Source organism: Algoriphagus iocasae, assembly GCF_014206875.1.
Classification (GTDB): domain Bacteria; phylum Bacteroidota; class Bacteroidia; order Cytophagales; family Cyclobacteriaceae; genus Algoriphagus; species Algoriphagus iocasae.
Window position 1 is genome coordinate 762,660 of sequence record NZ_JACIJO010000003.1, and the last position, 20,687, is coordinate 783,346.

At 32.8% G+C, this 20,687-nt stretch carries 11 protein-coding genes; 2 read left to right on the top strand and 9 right to left on the bottom strand.

What is annotated here, in order from left to right:
- The 8 genes from FHS59_RS17440 to FHS59_RS17475 form a co-directional block, all read right to left on the bottom strand.
- Window positions 1-2,579 (bottom strand): Ig-like domain-containing protein (locus FHS59_RS17440; protein WP_184496650.1); only part of this gene is annotated, 2,579 nt, incomplete at its 3' end.
- A 764-nt stretch (window positions 2,580-3,343) separates the two neighbouring features.
- Entirely contained in the window at window positions 3,344-4,348 is a 1,005-nt protein-coding gene (locus FHS59_RS17445) for an O-fucosyltransferase family protein (RefSeq protein WP_184496651.1), read from the bottom strand.
- 104 nt (window positions 4,349-4,452) lie between these two features.
- Window positions 4,453-6,477, bottom strand: a complete 2,025-nt coding sequence (locus FHS59_RS17450; protein WP_184496652.1) for a right-handed parallel beta-helix repeat-containing protein — start codon at window positions 6,475-6,477, stop codon at window positions 4,453-4,455.
- A 34-nt stretch (window positions 6,478-6,511) separates the two neighbouring features.
- Entirely contained in the window at window positions 6,512-7,480 is a 969-nt protein-coding gene (locus FHS59_RS17455; RefSeq protein WP_184496653.1) for a hypothetical protein, read from the bottom strand.
- Between the two features lie 46 nt (window positions 7,481-7,526).
- Entirely contained in the window at window positions 7,527-8,666 is a 1,140-nt protein-coding gene (locus FHS59_RS17460) for an NAD-dependent epimerase/dehydratase family protein (RefSeq protein WP_184496654.1), read from the bottom strand.
- Window positions 8,667-8,688: 22 nt separating this feature from the next.
- The gene (locus tag FHS59_RS17465) at window positions 8,689-9,879 is read right to left on the bottom strand and encodes a glycosyltransferase family 4 protein (RefSeq protein ID WP_184496655.1); all 1,191 of its coding nucleotides are present in this window, start codon (window positions 9,877-9,879) and stop codon (window positions 8,689-8,691) included.
- A 308-nt stretch (window positions 9,880-10,187) separates the two neighbouring features.
- The gene (locus FHS59_RS17470) at window positions 10,188-11,072 is read right to left on the bottom strand and encodes an aldo-keto reductase family protein (protein WP_184496656.1); all 885 of its coding nucleotides are present in this window, start codon (window positions 11,070-11,072) and stop codon (window positions 10,188-10,190) included.
- A 4-nt stretch (window positions 11,073-11,076) separates the two neighbouring features.
- Window positions 11,077-12,090, bottom strand: a complete 1,014-nt coding sequence (locus FHS59_RS17475; protein ID WP_184497548.1) for a Gfo/Idh/MocA family protein — start codon at window positions 12,088-12,090, stop codon at window positions 11,077-11,079.
- Between the two features lie 1,204 nt (window positions 12,091-13,294).
- On the opposite strand from FHS59_RS17475, the gene FHS59_RS17480 reads away from it, so the two are divergent.
- On the top strand, window positions 13,295-13,984 hold the full coding sequence (locus tag FHS59_RS17480) for a sugar transferase (protein WP_184496657.1): 690 nt from the start codon (window positions 13,295-13,297) through the stop codon (window positions 13,982-13,984).
- Between the two features lie 587 nt (window positions 13,985-14,571).
- Here FHS59_RS17480 and FHS59_RS17485 read toward each other — a convergent pair.
- A complete protein-coding gene (locus FHS59_RS17485; protein ID WP_184496658.1) occupies window positions 14,572-15,957 on the bottom strand; it encodes a sulfatase family protein in 1,386 nt (461 codons plus the stop codon).
- A 391-nt stretch (window positions 15,958-16,348) separates the two neighbouring features.
- On the opposite strand from FHS59_RS17485, the gene FHS59_RS17490 reads away from it, so the two are divergent.
- Window positions 16,349-20,686, top strand: coding sequence for a PAS domain S-box protein (locus FHS59_RS17490; protein WP_184496659.1), 4,338 nt, complete (start codon window positions 16,349-16,351; stop codon window positions 20,684-20,686).
- Window position 20,687: the final 1 nt, after the last annotated feature.

Below are 20,687 nucleotides of genomic sequence, written 5' to 3' on the forward strand. Positions count from 1 at the left end.
GCAGCCACTCTTGCATCTAGGTTATAAGTTCCAGCGGTAGTGATATTTACAGAGTATTCAAGCCATTCGTTAAGGTTCATCCAGCCTACGGTATAATCTCCTTCTGTGGCGGCATGTATATCTACATCATCAGAACGGTAAATTCCACCAGTATTACCAGGGTCGACATCAGAATAGGTAATTCCCTGTCGACCTATATCATAATTTTCTGCTTCAACGGTACCTGGGATTATTGCCTCTGTTCCGCCGTATGGAGAGCGGTTTGTTTTTTGTCCGACATTTATTGCGACAGGAGCTGAGATGGTCTCTGTTCCTTTGTTGTCAGTTGCTTTTGCTGTTAAAGAGAAAATACCAGCAGGAATATTTGACCAGGCAAAGCTGTATGGAGAAGAAGTATCCGTTCCCAACAAAGTGTTTCCGTTGTAGAAATCGACTTTTGCAATGGATCCATCGGAGTCAGCAGCGTTGGCAGTGATGGAGATATTGCTACCCTGAGCAAATTGTGCATTTGCTACTGGAGCTGTGATGTTTATAGTTGGAGCTTTGTTTTCAATTGGTGCTCCAACTTCGGTTTTCAAGAGCAGAACCGATGAATAGGCAGGTACAGAAACACTTCCTGATTGAATTTTTCCTTTTAGATCCACATATGTTCCGGATAAAGGAATTGATTTTGCACTGTTTGAATTATTATAATCGAATAGGATGAATTCATCAATTCCCATTTTGTTTTTGTCATAAGAAGCCGGACTCTTGGTGGAGAGTTTGTCCAAAACATATGTGTCCTTCCAGGTTTGAAGATCAATCACCCCGTTTTTCCCCGGAGTCTCGAGACGAATGGAATTATTTTCGTTGATGGGTCTGGAATAAACATTACTATCAAAAGCACCTATTTGACCTAAGTTGTTGTCTTTGGATCTGACATATAGATGAACCTGATTTGATACTTTGTTCAAAAACTGATTGTTCTTCAGGGTAATGTTTCGGGTCAGGTTATTCAGATGATCTCTGGCGACGTAAATAGAAAATCCGGTATTGAATATTTTGTTGTTGGTGATGGATATGTTTCTGGAATTGTTTAAAAAAATCCCAATGCTCGACACATTTCCTATAGTATTTCCATCAATTTCAATACCGTTGGCAAAAAGGTCAAGGTAAATCCCTTTCACATAAGGGAAGTCGCTTGCACTGAACGGCTTAGTACCGTCCATAGCACCAATTCCATTGACGATTATGTTGTTAATAATTTTCCGGTTGGTAAAAGTGGTGTTGGCATATCCGGTAAAGGTATAGATCCCTCCTCCATCATCCTTGACAAAGCAAAAGGAATCGATATAGTTATTTTTGACAGTGATGTTGTTTCCCTTAAAATGGATTGCGTTAAAACCTGACTCCAAAAACGAGTTGTATTCAACCAAAACATCCGAAGTGCTTTCACTCATAAAGATTCCGTTACCCTGCATGTCGCCGTTTTGACCCAATCCGGGGAGGTTAAAGATTTTATAGAATTGAGTGTTTCTCACGATTGTTCCTCTGTCATCCCATCCCAGATTAATTCCACTGTTGAGCGTATTTGCAATTAAGGTATTCGAAACGGTCAGATTCCGGGACATGATTGTGTTGATTGCATTTTTGCCCACATACTCTAGTTGGCAGTTTTCTAAGGTGAAATAGTATGATTTATCGAGATTGATCAGATTTTCGTTGGATCCCTGAATAGTGAGGTTATTGAATCTGATATGGCTGGCACTGTTTATAGTGTTGATAACCCGATCCACAGTGGCCACTTTGATACTTGCTAAGGCTGGGTTTCCCTGATAATAAATAGACAGTTTCTTGGTTGCCTTATTATAATACCACTCCCCATGCTTGTCCAGAGTAGCGGGATGGTTTTGGATGAAGAATCCAAATCCGATAGTCGGGCTGTATGAACTTCCTGCAGGGTTGTAGTTAACACTGGATCCACTTTGCCAGTTTATATAGTGCCTGTCAATGATCCAATTGTTTTTTCGGATAACGATTTCTCCTCCCGACATGCTGGCCGGAGCTTGCATTCCGCTGCTCCCGATGGTTCCCCCGCTGAAGGAGTTGATAGTTAGGTATCCACTGTTGGCTGCATTATCGTTTGGGTATCTTCCCATTGCCTGCAGGACATTATCAATGAGGACTGTACTTAAAGAAGTGTTAATTTCAGCTATTTGGGCTTCATACAAATTCCCTCCTTTTGAAACCCAGTTTTTAATCTCCCTAAATCCTGTTATTATCGGTTTTTCACCTGAACCATAGCTTCCAAATGAAATAGGTGCACCCGAACTGCCAGATTTGGTGATCATTAAAGTACCATGAAAAGTATCTCCACTTTTAAATAATATATTATCTCCTGGCTGCAGGGAACTGAAAATGGAATTCAGTTTTTGAATGCTTCGCCACGGAGTATTTTGATTTTGAGCTTGGCTAAAAGAGCGAGAATCATCACCAAGAGAAGAGGAAAAATAATATGTAGTTGCATTAGAAAATGAGGATAAAAGAAACATTAACAAAAAGGATACAATCCTCCCAGAATGGGTAAATAGGTTTTCCATATGTTCGATAATTTATAATTAACTTTTCTTGGGTGACAGACTATATTTATTCAATTATTATTCACTTTTAAATTAGGTGATATACTAAAATTTATTTGAAAATATTGAGTTGAAAGGATAAGCTGAAAATGATAAAATATTTAATTGGGTAAATGAAGTAATAAAATTCTTCATATAAGGAGATATCAAACTGTTGTTTACCTATCAAGTCCCAAAACCTTATACTTTGTTTTAAAACTATATTATATCGATTTTTCATAAACTCGAGACTTCCTATTTAATAATTTTTCTTTATTACGGTTAAAAATTGATGAGCCATTATCGGAATTAATAGTTTAAATCTTCGAAAAATAAATTCTATGATCTGGATTAATTGCTTTAACAGCTTTCTGTTGTAATCTATGACCATGCCATTATTAAACATGAAAAAAAATATATTTTGTTGTATGAAAAATGTATTTCATATTTTAATTGATACAATTTATATCAAAAAAAAATGAATGAAAATATAAGTGTGGCGTTTAAGTTGTAGCTTTGCTCCCCAAATTGACCAAAAAATACCAAAACTGCTTTGTTTGGGATATGATTTAAACTAAATTAATTTTATTTATGGATTGGTTTAAATCATTAGTCAAATTTAACTATGTTATCTTTTTAAAACATAGTTTTAATTTCTGTAAAATGGGGCCGTTAATTCTATATATTTTTCAATAATTAGACCTGAACTATTGGATAGGAAAAAAAATGATGATATAAAAAAAAGTTTAAAGTTCTGTTGTATTATCTCCAAGATCAAAACAATCTTTAAGTTTAAAATATTCAATCAAGCGAAATATATTTGATCCTCTACTTCCTATAAAAATTTCACTTTTTCTAGCAATTTCCAATTCAGTCAATAGATCTATTCCAAGTTGACGTTTTTTTTCGGCAGTATTTTTATTAAATGTATGTTGATCATGACCCGTAGAAATTGGATTACTTAGAGTGTAAATATTGAAATTGGGAGCCACGTCTTTCAATTCTAAAAATACTTTATAATCGTCTGTCATTAAAAAAATTGTTTTGATTGACGAATTTAAGTAATTCAATTTTTCTATATACTCTTCTACTTTATATACTCTATCCTCCATTGTAGCTTGAGCAACTTTGTCACCCCTTCTGATATGGAAAGTAGCATAATTTTCTATGCTTTCAAGATTAAATTTACGTTTCTTTTCTTCTATTTCTTTTGAAATTTCCGGAGTTAGTTTCCAAAAATCGACTAAAATCTCATTTATTTTAAGGTTAAATGCTTCTCGGTCTAAATTCCTCTGATCAAAATTAAATTTTCTTATTTTATGGAATGTTTCAATCATCAAGTCATATTTAATTCCCAATAAATTTTTTGTTTTTAAAAAGAAAAAACTCAATAAATTTTCTTTGAAAATAACTTTATTGTCTTTACTGGATTGAAAGAACTTTAAACCTTGAATTGCTAAATATGAAAATTTTGGTTCTTTATAAAAATTTGCAAGTGGTTCCAAAAATTTTTCATAAATAGAAAGCAAAAAAGATATTTTTGAATCTTTGTATTCTTCAATGATAAAGTAATCATTTAATCCCTGTTCATATTTGAAATTCCAAAATGATGATACCACACCAAGTTGAATATTGTTGTGTTTTGCATAATTTATAGAATAGAGAAGATTATTTATTTCAGAGCCAAAACCTCTTGTTGTAAGAATCCAGACTAGTTGATTTTCATCTTGTTTTTTACTTGAAGTAGACATTTTTTTAATTTTAATTAACTAGATTTTTACTAAATTCTATACTATAGGATATGATTCGTCAAACTACAAAATTTCTCTTAATTTCATACTGCTTACTATTTCAACTAGGGAGTTTTCTTTGATTTGAGCAAAATGATTGAAGAATAGGGAGGAATTTCAACTTTCCCGTTTTTATCTATACCATTAAGATCTACGAATGTGCCAGAAAGATTTACAGCTTTTATTTTACTTGTAGAATTATAATCAAAGAATACTGATGCATCACTATCAGCTAATTTTAATTCTGGAGGAATCATTTGTAGATTTTCTTCTGGACCGTTAGATGAATTTTGGTCAAACCCGTAATTTTTTTTCCATTGATTTAGATCAATGAAATCTTTTTTTGATGGAGTTGATAAATATATTGAAGAGGTATTATTTATCGGTTTTGATAAAATGTTTTTATCAAAATTTCCTATTTTTGATAAATCATTAATTTTTGTCTCAATATGGTAGTGTATTTGTGATTTGGTTAAAGCTAAAAACTCATTATTGTGTACTGAAATGTTTCCAAAATAATTTCCCAATTCATCGCTTTTCAAGTAAATTGAATATCCAGTATTTAATATTTTATTGTTAGAAATATTTATATTTTTAGCGTTATTTAAAAATATTCCTTTACTTTTTATATTTATGATAGAGTTATTTTCAATATCGACCCCACTTACAAAGGTATCTAGATAAATTCCTTCAACGTACGGATAATCATTTACTCCATATGGTTTTGTTCCAGATACTGCGCCAATTCCATTGATTATGATGTTTCCGATTATTTTTCTATTTACAAAAGGAGTTTTTGCAGGTCCTGTGAAAGTATATATACCAGCGCCGTCATCTTTTATAAAGCAAAATGTATCGATAAAATTATTCTTAATGCTAATGTTATTTCCACTAAAGTTTATTGCGTTATATCCACAATTAAGAAATTTTGATTTTTCAATTAAAATATCAGATGAAGTTTCACTCATATAGATTCCTTGACCTTGCATTTCTCCATTTTTGCCCATACCTGCAAAATTGAAAATATTTTCAAATGTACTGTTTTGGATGACCATGCCTAAATCATTCCATCCTAAAAAAATACCTCCATTTAGAGAGTTTCTTATTGAGGTATTAGAAATTGTAATATTTCTAGATGATACTGTATGAATTCCATTTTCTCCAATATATTCTAAATTGCAGTTTTCAAATTTTAAATTTGATGAACCTGATAAACTTATCAGATTAAAGTTTGATCCCTCAATTGAGATATTTTCAAATATTATATTACTAGTTTTATTTTGAAAACTAATTACTTCAGGTAATGTGGCAATTTTGATTTTTTCATTCGAAGGATCACTTTCAAGGTATATGGAAATTTTCTTAGCTCCTTTGTCAAAATACCATTCGCCATGTTGATCCAATGTCAAAGGATGGTTCTGAATAAAAAAGCCATATCCAATCATCGGTGGTATTTCTTCTTCGAAATTATTATATTCTAAACTATTTTGGGAATTAGATTTTATTAAATGTCTATCTATTATCCAATTATTCTTTCTTATGACTATTTCTCCACCGGAATAGTTAGAATTAGTTGGCAACTTTGAAGTTGTAATATGCCCATCGTTATAACTATTGATTTTTAGATATCCACCATTCTGATTATTCAAATTTGGATACCTTCCCATTGCTTGGATTTTATCATTCAAAACAAGCATATTTAAAGGCGTGGTGATATCTGGAAGGTATGCTTCATATAGATTTTCTCCATTATGATTCCAGTTTGTTACATCCCTAAATCCTGATATAATGGGTTTTTCACCAGAACCAAAACATCCAAAATATATTGGGGATTTTAATGTGCCTGATCTTATAATATTAATCGTACCGTGAAATTTATCGTTATTCTTAAATAATATACTATCGCCAGGTTTAATGGATTTTAATAGGGTGTTCAATTTTTCTATACTTTTCCATGGTGTGTCAGGTTTTTTTGCCTCCTCTGCACTTCTACTATCATCCCCTATTGATGATGAAAAATAGTAGGTTGAAGATGTTCCTGAAATACATTTTAAAAATAACAATAAAAAAAGAACTAATTTAGCTGTCATTATTTAAAATATTTAATTGATAAATAATCTATTATTATAAAATTAAATCCTCAATAAAATTATAAATTGTTCTGGTATGTTTTTCTGGAATAATTGTTTCTATTTTATTAAAATCTTCCTGTAAGGAGTTAGGGTCTGAATCTTTTCTGAAAATAATTGTATTATTTTCATTGAAAAAATCATTTCTTTTGACATATGGATTATTAGTAATAATTTTTGTTTGTGAGCTTAAAGCTTCAAAACATCTTATCGTTATTCCAGATTGTGCCGGATGTGCAAAGTCAATAGTAAAATTGGATTCATTTAAAACTCTAATATACTCTTGATAGGGGAGTGGCTTGAATGAAATGTTTTTCCAAAATTTCAAATACAGTTTAGGGCTATTTAAGAAGTTTTGAATAAATGTTACTATGTTTTGTTCATAAATAAATATAAACTTGCTTTCTACTTCTAAATTTGATAGAACTTTATTAATGTATTCAAGACGTTCAGAATGGTTTCTAACAATTGCTGAAATTTGGTAACTCAATTTTTTTTTAGAATTATTTTCCGGCATTGATGAAAATAGTTCTATAATTGGAATATTATTCTTGTCTCCGTCACGATAATCAAATGTGTAAAACTTGTCAACATGACTAAACCATTTTAAAGGAGCATTGTGATAATTAAAAGAATCAAATGTATATCCAACTATCTTTGATGAAACTTCTTTTATATTTTTTAGTAATGAAGTGCTAATTCCTCTTCCTTTTATTATTAACACTAAGTCATAAGATTTTCCGTTAAGAAAATCTTCTGATAATTTTTTCTTTGTAATCCATTGTAATAGTGGGATTTTTGTCTTTCCCATTATCTTACCAAAAGTATTTTCTGGGTACTCATCATTACTAACAGTTACTTCATAATTATAGTGAGACAATGTTTTACTTAAATATTCCGAATAAAAATAAAATGATTTTGGAGAAATGAGCAAACATTTTTTTTTATGATTAAGTTTTTCCATTTTATTATTTTAGAAAGAAAGGTAGGGGAAAAGGAACTTTTTTTGATTATTTATATAATCCCTTATTTTTCATCTCATTAATTGAAATTTGGTATTTATCCTCTTGAATTTCTTGACTTTCTACCCAATTACAGAAGTTTTTTATTCCTTCTAAAAATGTAAATTTTGGTGTGAAACCTAGTATGTTTTTAATTTTGTTTAAATCCCCGTAATTGTGTCGAATGTCTCCTTTTCTATAATTTCCGGACACATTTATTTCTATATCTGATTTATAATTCTTTTTTAGATGCTGTGCGACAGTTAATACATCAATTGGTTTATCTGCTCCAACATTAAATACTTCGTAATCAGCTTCAGGTTTCAAAAGTCCTAGCATAGTAGCGTCTACGACATCATCAATGTATACAAAATCTCTACTTTCCTTCCCATCTTCAAAAATATTCAATTTATTATTGTTTTTAATTTGAGTACTAAAAATTGACAATATTCCCGTATATGGGTTAGATAGTGATTGTCCAGGGCCATAAACATTTTGATATCTGAAAGCGACAGCTGGTATTTCTAAAGATTTTCCCATAGTTAAAATCATTTGCTCTTGCACCTGTTTAGTAATTCCATAAATCGAAGTCGGATGAATTTTTGAGCTTTCATCTGTTGGGACTAATGCTACTTTATTTCCACAAATTGGACATTTACATTCATAATCTCCATTTATCATGTCTTGGTCTTTTCTTTCAATAGGATAAACATAATTATGTTTATCACATAAATATTTACCTTCTCCATAAATTGCTCTAGAGGAAGCAATGACCATTTTCTTTATGTTATGTTTGGAATTTGTTAAGATATCTAATAGCAAAGAAGTCCCGCTTATATTGACATCTACATACTTTTGAATTTCGTACATTGATTGGCCTGTTCCTGTTTCAGCTGCTAAATGGATGACAGCATCTTGATTTTTTAGAGCTTTCTCCCAATCGCTTCTACTAGTTACAGATCCATTAATAAATTTAATGCCTGTGTTTAGAATTGATTTATACGTAGAAGATTCCTTTTCTGGGTTTGAGCCATGTATTTGTATAGATAAATTGTCTAATGCAGTAACATTGTATCCTTTCTCAATCAACTTTAATCCTAAATTGGAGCCAATGAATCCAGCGCCACCTGTTATCAAAATATTTTTCATATTATTTTAATTAAAATTACTCTTATAATTTATCCCAATTTGATGTTTTAAATTTACCACTCCAAAGATTAATTAAAATAAAATTAATTAATGATAATGGTTTTCTTTTTTTTGATTCTATATTTTTTATTCCTAGAAGTAATTGATTTCCAAGAAATTTATAATCGTATTTTGTTATTTCTGAAATTGCCTTTTGTGACATGATAACTTTTTCTTCAATTGTTAAATTGATAAATTTCAAAATAGCAGCTGTTATTTCTTCTGGATTGTATGGGTCAAATGAATATCCATTAATTGAATTTTTTAGTAAGGTGTGCCCAGCATTTATTTTCTCACTTAGAATAACTGGAAGACCAGCTGCCATAGCCTCATTTACAACCATTGCCCATCCTTCTAGATAGCTAGGTAAAATAAATGCTTCAGATTCTGAAAGTTTTTTTGCTATAGTTTGCCTTGTTTGATTTCCTAAAAATTGAACATTTTTTAATTGTAAATCATTTTTAACTTTGCTTAATTTTTCTTGTTCTGGACCATCTCCAATTATAATCAAGCGATATTCAGGGTTTGAATTTTCTATTGTTTTCCAACAATTCAATAATGTTTCTAGATTTTTAATAGGTACTAATCTAGCTACACAAATTATTTTTTTAGAATCTATAAAATTTTTGCTTCTAAATGAAGAGAAATACTTGTTGTCAATGCAGTTTAATCCATAATATAATTTCTCTTTCTTGATTTTCCATTTTGAGTACTCTTCGTCATATTCTGTTGAGGGTACTAATATTCCTTCTGCTAAATTTGTTAAATTTAACTTTATATAATTGACTAAAAAACTTCTCTTATAATGAGAATGTTTAGAGTCGTCAAATAAAATCACTTTCTTTTTTCTTTTGTATGCCCAGCGCATCCCAATTGCCCCAGAAGTAAAGGCTATTGGTCCACAAACAAGAAAATCAGGATTCAAAGAATCTAATCGACTCATTATTTTACAACTAACCTCTTTAGTTGATAGTTCACTGAATTTTTGTGTTTCAAATAAACAATCCCACCATTCTTCTTGATTTCTAGATTCATCAAAGGAATATGCTGATTCGTTTCCAAAAATTTCAATTACATGTATATTGATATTTCTTTCTTTGAAAAATTTTCTGAGAAAATATAATCTTCCTCTCCAGTATACCTTAAAATCGTTATGTAAAAAAACTAATGTCATGTATTTTTTCTCTTGAATTAAATTTATCTATTAATTTTTCATCGAGTATTTTACAAATTTTTTGATTCACTTATTTAAATTTAAATATTTTTGAAACTTTAATATATATATGAAGCTTCTCTTAAATTTTGTTGTCAATTGAATATTTTAGATTGATTTTTTTTGAGTTTCAAGAATGATTAAACTCTAGCTATTATAATAAAATCTAGTAGAAAAGTACTGGAAGTCAAATGTTAATTTTTTCTAACGTTTGACTTCCAATTAAAGAATATAATGTTATTTCTTTCTTAGATAGCTTACTAGTCTAATTAAATAGAAGTAAGCCCTGTCCTTCTTTTTTGGTCATGATATCTTATAGTATCTACTGTATTTTCAATATTTTGTCTTGATGAGGCTCCAAAAAGTATTGACTCAACGTTTGGTAAATTACTGACATATTCTAATGCTTCTCCTGCAGGAATTGCTCCTCCTCCAAGTACCTGCATCGCGATAACTCTGCATCTCCCTTCGCGTAATGTTTTTTCATATAAATCCTTGCCTCCAGACATTCTAAAGTTTACCTTGTTTATGGAAGTGCAAATAATTGGGTTTTTAAATTCAGCCTTTTCTAATGTATCTAATAGCTTCGGTAAATTCATCGTAATAAATCCTGGTTCTGCATTGTATTTTTCACGTACATGTTTTGCAAACCCTAAGAGAAAGTCAGTCATTCCAAGCCCCAATAGGAGATCTGTTATTACGTTTTGAAGAAAGATTACTGGCGTATTGATTCCTTTAAACATCTTCATTTCGGCATCGATCAATAATTCCATAATAGAAATATAGTCCTTTGATAAATATGCCACGCCACCTTTTAATAGAGAACCGACAAAGTTACCTGGAACATATTGTTTTAATGTTCCTGCTATTCCCAACTCAGTAACTGCATTTGCATACTTATGCGCATATGGCATGCAAGGATAAATCTTAAAGTCTTTATATTTTGTAGGATCTTTTCTTATTATTTCACAAATATTTGCGATTCTATCATGGGTTGTACACATAAAAGTGTTTACACCAGCGGCAATTGCAATATCTAGTGTTTTGATGATTGCCGAATCGTCTTTGAATTTAATAGATTGAGCCCGTGATTTCTCGTCTGATATATGATTTACAGCAAAAAACTGGTTGTCTCCAAAAATTATTCTTTCCATGCTATTATTTGCTTGATTGTTCTTTAATTAATGAAATGGATTTGTCTGTTTTCCAAGCACTTTCAAATGTATTAATTACATTATTTTTCTCTCCTAAAACTGCTTTAATAAAATAATCTATTTGTGCTGAATATTCTTCACCTCTTAAATAGAAGTCTACCTCCTCTGTGAGATCAGTTACATATTTTACATTCCACCCTTTGGAGTATCCAGTTGGAAATTTGTCTCCTTTAAAAAAAACTTTTAATTCATTTGCATCAGATTCAATTTTTCCATTTGTACCCATGATTGAAATTGAAGTCGACATTTTTCTGTAAGTTTCATCGCTCCAATTTACAGAAATCAGGCCTGATACTCCGGATTTACTTTCTACTAAAGCATATACGGAATCGTCCACACTTTTGGAATAGATTGATTTCAGAATAGATCCTTTGCAAGATTCTATAGGTGAAATAATATCATTTATAAGATCTATAACGTGAGAGGCATAGTCCATTAAACAGCCTCCTCCTTCACTTGGGTCAGACCTCCATGTATCACTTTTTTTCTTTACAACCACTGGCCCATAAGCTTCACCTTGAAAATGTGTGATCTCACCTATTGATCCTGCATTTATTAGCCTTTTCACTTCTTGAAAAGTGCCAACAAATTTATTGTGATATCCGACTTGATTTACAACCCCGACTTTTTTTGCTAATTCAGTCAATTCTTTGCTTTCTTCAGGATTAAGACAAAAAGGTTTTTCAGTGAAAATATGAATTCCTCTGTTTAAAAGCTCCTTAACCATTGGAAAGTGATATTTTGTTGGAACAGCAACTACCACCGCATCAGGTCGAGATTCATCTGCCATTTTCAGGTAATCAGAAAAACATTTATATCCACTATATCTTTCCAAAACTTGAACCACCATTTTTGAGGTATCGCAGACGCCAACGATTTCAACTTTCGGATGAGCACCTAATATCGAAAGATGGGACAATCCCATTTTGCCCGCTCCGATTAAAGCAATTTTTACCATTTTTTTCAATTGTATTTTGTTATTTTAAAGTTAATAAATATCGATGAAGGTGATTCTGGGTTATTTGGGTGAATTACTTTAATTTATATTTAAAAAGCAAATAAGTGCATTTGAAATAAATTTCAAAAGATGATTTCACAAAAATAATAGTAAAAATATTTGAAGATTTTGAAATTATTTTTTTTATGAATTCACTCTGTCTGGTAAGTAAAGCATTTTAGTCAATGTTCCTATTCAACTTGATTATCAGTTTAATACTTGTGTTAATTTACTGGAAGTTACTTAAATTTCTAATTTATGCTCATCAGATTTTGAAAGATGACTTTTATTAAATGATTATTTTTTCCATTTGGTACTTTCAACAAGTTTTTTTGACAAACACCTTATTGAAATGGATTGTAATTCAAAATACATGAACTCGCTTAAAATGTTTCTATAAATCCAGAAATTGATTAGTTAGTTTTTTTTTCGACTTGTGGAACGAGTCTTTTAAGGTCTCGAAGAGTAAGTTAAATTTTTAGTTACCAAATATAATCACTTTTTAATTCTTATTAATTCAAACCAAGTACCGACTGGAAACACTAAGAATGGGATAAACTCACTTGTTCTTACTCTATGTTTTACTTGATCAGGTTTAAAATCTGGTGATTTTATTGAAAGACTTCTCCCGTGTAAGGTAATTGGTGTGACCTCGAGGAGATCTTTTAAGCCCTTATTCTTTGAAGCTTTAATCTCACAAATCAAATATTTTGAATCAGTAGAATAAAATATTGAAAAATATACAGAGGAAAGGATGAAAAGGATTTCCAGAATTTTTAGCCTATAGGAGATTGTTCATTTCAGTGACAATAATAAAGATTTTCATTTTTCTATAAATTTTTTCTAATGAATCAGACTTAGGATTACACTTATTCATGATGGTTTATACTTTTTTTGAAAATTTAATAAAAATGTGAAATATGAATTTCCAATTGTAATAAAAAAAGAATAGTAGCTTAGGATTGTATTAAATGGAGGTTAAAATCAAATGATTTATAATGGGGTAATAAAAACTCAAAAACGTTATTAGCTACATAAAATGTATTTCAAATAAAAAATAATGTAATTCATTTGGAAAATGACGTTTTTATTCCATAAATTTATAGCAGTTAAAAAAGGAATATTTACTCTGATCGTTTGAAAAATTTTTAAACAAATAGTTATCATGGCTACTACAATTTCAAAACTTAATAATCTTGAGGGTTTTTCTATTAGCGCTGATTTTATTTTTACCAGATACTCGGTCAATCTTCTGGATAGTTCTCAGCTAATAGCAAAAAGATTCATCGAAATTTTGATAGTAAGTACTTTCTTAATTTTAGTTGCAAGTTGGCTGTTTCCAATCATTGCTCTACTAATTAAAATGGAAACAAAAGGTCCTGTTTTTTACAGGCAATTAAGACACGGACAAAATAATGTCCCCTTTTATTGTTTGAAATTTAGAAGCATGAAGTTTGATCCTAATTCTGGCTTTAAACAGGCTACTAAAGGTGATGCTAGAGTTACGAAAGTGGGAGCATTTTTAAGAAAAAGTAGTTTGGATGAGCTTCCACAATTAATAAACGTGTTAATAGGAGAAATGGCAATAGTAGGTCCTAGACCTCACGCAATTCCGATGAATAAAGAATTTGCTGAAAAAATGGAGTTTTTCATGTGTCGACACATGGTAAAGCCTGGAATAACAGGTCTTGCACAAGCAAAAGGTTACCGAGGTGAAATCAACGATATGTTTGATATGAATGCTCGTTTGAGATATGACTTGTTCTATATTAAGAATTGGAGTTTCTTATTTGACCTAAAAATAATTCTTTTAACTTTTCACAGTTTGATTTTTGCCAATAAGAACGCTTATTAATAAAATAGTGATTTAACCTTTTAGAAACTCTTTGGTAAATTCCCAAAGAGTTTTTTTTATATCTTGTCTTTATATAGGCTTATTAAATATATTTCGGTATGGTTAAAGTCCAAAAGGGAATTTTAATAGTAACATTAATTGATTACAGTTTTACTTTTAATTATGTGATTTACCAGAGTTAGATTCTGGTTTATGTGGAATAAAACCTTTTCCATGCAAATAATGAAGTCAGTCTCACTCTACAAGCTCATACCAATTAAGGCGGTATGGTATTTTGATTGGTTACATATGATCACTTGAAAGATACCCAAGTCAAAACAATAAAAACTTTTCGAATGAACATAAATTCCTTCTTTTGGTAAACAAAAGGCAGAAGGTCAAATGAAGTTAGAGTAAGCCTTTGAGAAAGCCACATTTTTCGAAATGATGATTGATATTTTCTAAGTAGAGTTCAAAATTCCTATTTTGAAAATTCACTATCAGAATGGGCAGTCTAAAAAGTATCGTTCAAAAAGAAAGCATATTTGAGCCCATATTCTTTTTTTGTTTTGATTAAACCAATCTATATTCTATTCTTTTTAAACCCTTTATTTTTCAATCCTCTTCTCCAACTGTGTAGCCCCCATCACTAACTTGGATTGATGCTCTTTGACTAAAGCTTGTATTTCAGCTATGATCTCTGGGTTTTCTGCTGCTATATCAAACCGCTCAGATGGATCATGTGGCAAATGAAAAAGTTGAAGGGTATCTAACTTCTCCACTTTGGCTGGATATCCTAAAGGATTGTTTTTATAGAAATAGAGCTTATAATCTCTCTTTCTAACAGCAAAAAGCCTATCTCCGTGGTAGTAAAACATTTCTTCTCTTGGGCTTTTGTTTTCACCTTTCAAGACTGGACTTAAATCATAGCCATCATAAATTCGATCATCAGGTTTTTGAGTATCGGAGAGGCTGCAAAGGGTTGGGAGCAAATCCATGGTGCTTCCGATTTGGTTCACCACGCCGGGTTTTACATTTCCAGGACCCCAGATGATCGTTGGCACTCGTACGCCTCCTTCATAGCTAGTTCCCTTACCTCCAAAAAGTCCACCGCTACTTCCTCCTTGTTCATTATAAACCAACCAAGGTCCATTATCCGAAGTGAAAACAACGTATGTGTTCTGGTCCAAACCTTCCTTTTTGAGTGTTTTTAAAATTTCTCCTACGCTCCAATCAATTTCTTCAATTACATCACCATACAATCCTCTGTCGCTGGTGCCGAGAAAATCCTTACTGGCAAATAATGGAACATGCGGAAGGGAATGTGCGAGGTAAATGAAAAATGGGATTTCCTTGTTTTCCCGAATGTATTTGATCGCTTCTTCCGTGTATCTTTTGGTGATGGTGTTTTGATCAGCTGGTCTCTCCACAATTTCGGTATCCCGCATCAGAGGCACATTGAAATACTGATATTTTGGATTAGCGAATGCCTCTTTTGCATCGACATCATTGATTCTATCCATGTCATTGGAATATGGAATTCCAAAATAACTGTCGAAACCATGACTGGTAGGTAAATAGGCAGGAAGATGACCCAAATGCCATTTTCCTATTGCCTTGGTAGCATACCCAGAAGTTTTCAAAAGAGTGGCAATGCTGTTTTCAGATGCTGGAAGTCCCCCGTCTGAATCCGGAAACAGAACTCTTCTCGTATTGCTAAACATGCCTGTTCGCACTGGTAGTCGGCCTGTCATTAAAGCAGACCTACTTGGAGTGCAGACATTGGCGGCAACATAGAAATTGGTCCATTTTTGACCTTCCATCGCCATTTGATCAAGATTGGGAGTTTTGATACTTGGATGCCCGAAAATCCCTAAATCCCCATAGCCTTGATCATCCGTAAATATGATGATGAAATTAGGCTTTTTGCTTTGGGCAAAGGCGAAATTTGACAGATTCAAAATAAGGAATGCAGTGAAAAATAAAGATTTCATTTGCTGTTGGGTTTAGGGTCTATTGACAGGATGATTCAATAAATATGATTGAAAATAAATAATCCTGATTAATCCTCTTGGAATTTGAAAAGATAATATCCTGGTAAGGCAATTTTAATCTCTCTAAGGCATTATTATTTTAAAATTCTTAATTTCAAATTAAACTTTTAAGAAGTTGATTTATATGATTAACTGCTAAAATTTGTGTTTCAACTTCTCAAAAGATTTATTAAAAATCTAAATCCTTGATGGTTTCTGTTTTTGGGGAATTCTTCTTCTTCAAATTGGGCTTTTTATATTAAAGCTTGCGATATATTTTGCATAAGGAATCCTCTCTAATCAAGGTTTTATTGGGTTTTGTTTTTAAAAAATAGATGTTCAAAAATTCATAATGATTAATAAATTTTCGGATTCCCCAGAATCCAATAGGCTCGGATTATTGCAGAAATTTCAAGTTTTGAATGAGCTTCAAGAGCCCGAGCTTGATAGGATTGCCAAGCTGGCTACTATCCTTACCAAATGCTCTGAGTCATATATCTATTTTTTTGGGAAAGACACTGTACTTCTCAAGTCTTTTGTTGGCCAAAAGCAATCTGTTTCAGATGAAAATTTAATGGATACTTTTCAGTTTCTGGAAAGGGAAGAGATTTTTATAAAAGGGAATGAAAAAGGAGAGTACTCTAATTCCTTAACCAATCTAGACCTAAGCTTATTTGCTGCCTTACCCCTGCGTGATGAGGGAGGAGTTTTGATTGGTGGTTTTGCGGTAGCTGATAATTCCAAGACTGATTTGTCTGAGGATTTAGTCATTGGATTAAAGATTTTATCCGGCGGGACTATGAGCCTTTTGAAGGATAAGTTAAAAAATAGTGACCTTAATAATTACGAAAAGCTATTCCGTCTCTCGTTGGATATGGTTTGTCTGGCTGGTACAGATGGATTTTTCAAGAAAGTCAGTCCTTCCTTTTCTACCATTTTGGGATGGGAAGAAGAAACTTTGTTGAGTCAACCTTTTTTTGATTTTATCCATCCAGAGGATCACGAAAGAACCCAAGTGGAATTGGGCAAATTGGCAGAGGGGATTCCCACCATTAATTTCACGATTAGATTTAAGACCGTTACTGGGGATTATAAAACCATTCAATGGACTGCTTCACCAGAGGCAGAAACCCAAAGGATTTTTGCCATAGGAAGGGATATTACTGAAGAAAAACAGAAAGAGTTGATTCTTTTAGAGAGAAAGAGGAAGCTAAAAGTGTTTTTTGAAAACTCCCAGGGTCTTATGTGTACCCATGACATGGAGGGTAATTTTTTATCAGTCAATTCCTCAGGAGCAGGAATTTTAGGCTATACAGTGGATGAAATTTTGGGCAAAAGTCTTTTTGATATCATGCCTGAAGACAGGCATGAGGAACTGAAGCAGTATTTGAAATTTATCCTAAGCGAAGGTTCTGCCAAAGGGCAAATGCATACCCTACATAAGGATGGCACTAAGCGAATTTGGTTGTTTAATAATGTTCTGGAAAAGAGTGAGCTGGATGATAGCTATTATGTAATCGGAAATGCGATTGATATTACCAGCAGAGCCAAACTCGAAAAAGACCTCAAAGAGACGAAAGAAATTCTGGAGGAAACGGAAAAGGTTGCCCGTGTAGGAGGTTGGAATATTGATTTGATCAATCAAAGGGTGACTTGGACCTCTATGACGAAAATTATCCATGAGGTTGATGAGGATTTTGATCCTAATCTAGAGACTGGGATAAATTTTTATAAGGAGGGAGATAGTAGGGAAAAGATAACGAAGGCCGTAGAAGAGGCGATCAAAAATGGGAAACCCTGGGATCTGGATTTAATCCTGATCACTGCAAAGAGGAGAGAAATCTGGGTTAGGGCGATTGGTCAAGCTGATTTTAAGGATGGCAAATGTGTTCGCGTCTTTGGGACTTTTCAGGATATAGACAAAGAGAAAAGGCTAGAATTAGAGGCGATCAGGACCCAGAAATTATTGGATGATGTATTCGCGGCAACTTCTGAAGTCAGCATTATTGCGGCAGATTTGAATGGAATAATCACAGTTTTTAACCGGGGGGCTGAAAAGATGCTGGGTTACAAAGCTGAAGAATTAGTTGGTATCCATTCGCCGGCAATCATTCATTCGCAAAAGGAAATTGAAGAACATGCTGCTGTAGTTTCTGAGGAATTTGGAAGGGAAATTTCCGGTTTCGAAACATTTCATGCCAGAGCTGATAGAGATGGATCCGAACAAAAGGATTGGACTTATTTCGGGAAAAACGGAGAGGAGAAATTAGTTTCTTTGGTGATTACCCCTATACAGGATGCTGAGAATCAAACCATAGGTTATCTCGGAATAGCCCTGGATATAACAGAAAAAAGGAAGATTGAGATCGATCTGATCAATGAGAAAAGTAGGTTAGCAGCATTTGTAGAGCATACTCCTGCAGCAGTTTCCATGACTGATAAGGATATGAAATATATCGCAGTGAGCGAAAGATGGGAGGAGGAATATAATTTGAATGCTTCCGAGGTGATAGGGAAATCCCATTATGATCTTTTCAAAGGACTGATGAACGAGGAAAGGATCAATAATTACAATAGGGTTCTGAATGGAGAGGTACTGACAAATAACGAGGAAGAAATCCTGTTTCCAGGAGATAAGAAACCAAGGATAATCGCTTGGGAAATGCGTCCTTGGTTGCTATATGATGGTTCTATTGGAGGCATGATGACCTTTACTCAAAATATCACCCCATTAATTGAACAGCGGGAAGAACTTAAGCAGGCAAAAGATATGGCTGTGGAAGCGAGTAAAGCCAAATCTGAATTTTTGGCCAATATGAGTCATGAAATCAGGACTCCTCTAAATGGCGTGATTGGTTTTACGGATTTGGTATTGAAAACCAAACTCAATGAAACTCAACATCAATATTTGTCAATAGTCAATCAGTCAGCAAGTTCCTTATTAAGTATCATCAATGATATTCTCGATTTTTCAAAAATAGAGGCTGGGAAATTGGAGTTGGATGTAGAAAAGTTTGATCTCTATGAAATGGCTTCCCAAGCAACCGATATTATTACTTACCAGATCCAAAATAAGGGTTTGGAAATGCTTTTGAATATTGGAACAGATCTTCCAAGGTTTATTTATGCGGATTCTGTAAGGCTGAAGCAAATTTTGGTTAACCTTTTGGGTAATTCATCCAAGTTTACTGAGAAGGGTGAAATCGAATTAAAGATTGAGAATCTGCAGTCAAAAGGGGATTATAATACCATTCGTTTTTCGGTAAGAGACACCGGAATCGGGATAAAGCCAGATAAACAGCAAAAGATTTTTGAGGCATTTTCTCAAGAGGATAGCTCTACCACGAAAAAATATGGAGGTACGGGTTTAGGCTTGACTATTTCCAACAGGCTACTTGGTTTAATGAATAGCAGGTTGAATCTGAAATCCGAGTTTGGGAAAGGCAGTATATTCTATTTTGATATTACCATCCAGACTGAACAAGGAGAAGAAATAGACTGGGCAGATGTTTCTGAAATCCAGAAGGTATTAATTGTGGATGATAATGATAATAATAGATTGATTGTCAATCAGATGTTATTGTTGAAGAATATCCATACTATAGAAGCATCCAATGGATTTGAGGCTTTACAAATCCTGACAAAAGGAGAGAAGTTCGATGCGATTCTGATGGATTATCATATGCCTTATATGAATGGCATCGAAACGATCCGTAAGATCAGAGAGTTTTTTAATGATAATCCTGAGGAGATGCCCATTCTTTTATTGCATAGCTCCTCAGATGATCAAAGTATCAAGGAGGCATGTCAGGAGTTGGGAGTTAAGCATCGACTTATAAAACCATTGAAGCTTCACGAATTATACCATGCCCTTTCCAGACTACATACTATCTCTGACGAAAAACTGGCTGAGTCTCAGATTCCAACCAGTCAAAATGATCAGGATTATACCATGTTAATTGTGGAAGATAATATGGTAAATATGATTTTGGTAGAGACCATTATCAAAAAGATCATTCCAGAAGTATCGCTATTGAAAGCAAAAAATGGCTTAGAGGCTTTGGAGTTTTGTCAGGAGCAGGTTCCTGATATCATTTTCATGGATGTGCAGATGCCTGTCATGAATGGCTATGAATCAACCAAAAAAATCAGGGCCATAAAGGAATGTGCCAATGTGCCAATTATCGCTTTGACAGCTGGAAATGTAAAAGGAGAGCGGGAGAAATGTCTAGATGCAGGGATGTCTGATTTTATTGTAAAACCAATCGTGGAAGAAACCATTTCGGAGGTAATTAAGCACTGGGTTATTGAAAAAACAGAAAATGCTTCAAAACAAGAATTCAATAATAGTAAGAAGGAACCTGTTCATTACAATAAGCAAAAATTAATAAACTATACTGATGGGGATCAGGCAGTTCTAAATTCAATTTTAGAAATAGTCAAAAAAGAATTGGAAGGATCAATCCTCAATTTGGAAAATGCTGTGAAGGAGGAAAACTTGGCGCAGATCAAAGAAGCAGGGCATAAGCTCTATGGAACAGCCTCTTCGTCTGGAATGGAAATTTTGGCAAAAATTGCTGTTGAATTTGAATTGGCGGAAGAGTTTGATTCTTCTGAGATGAAAGAAAGACTAGATAGGACCAAGACAGAAATTCGGATTTTAATGGATTTAATAATGGAGCAGGAATAAA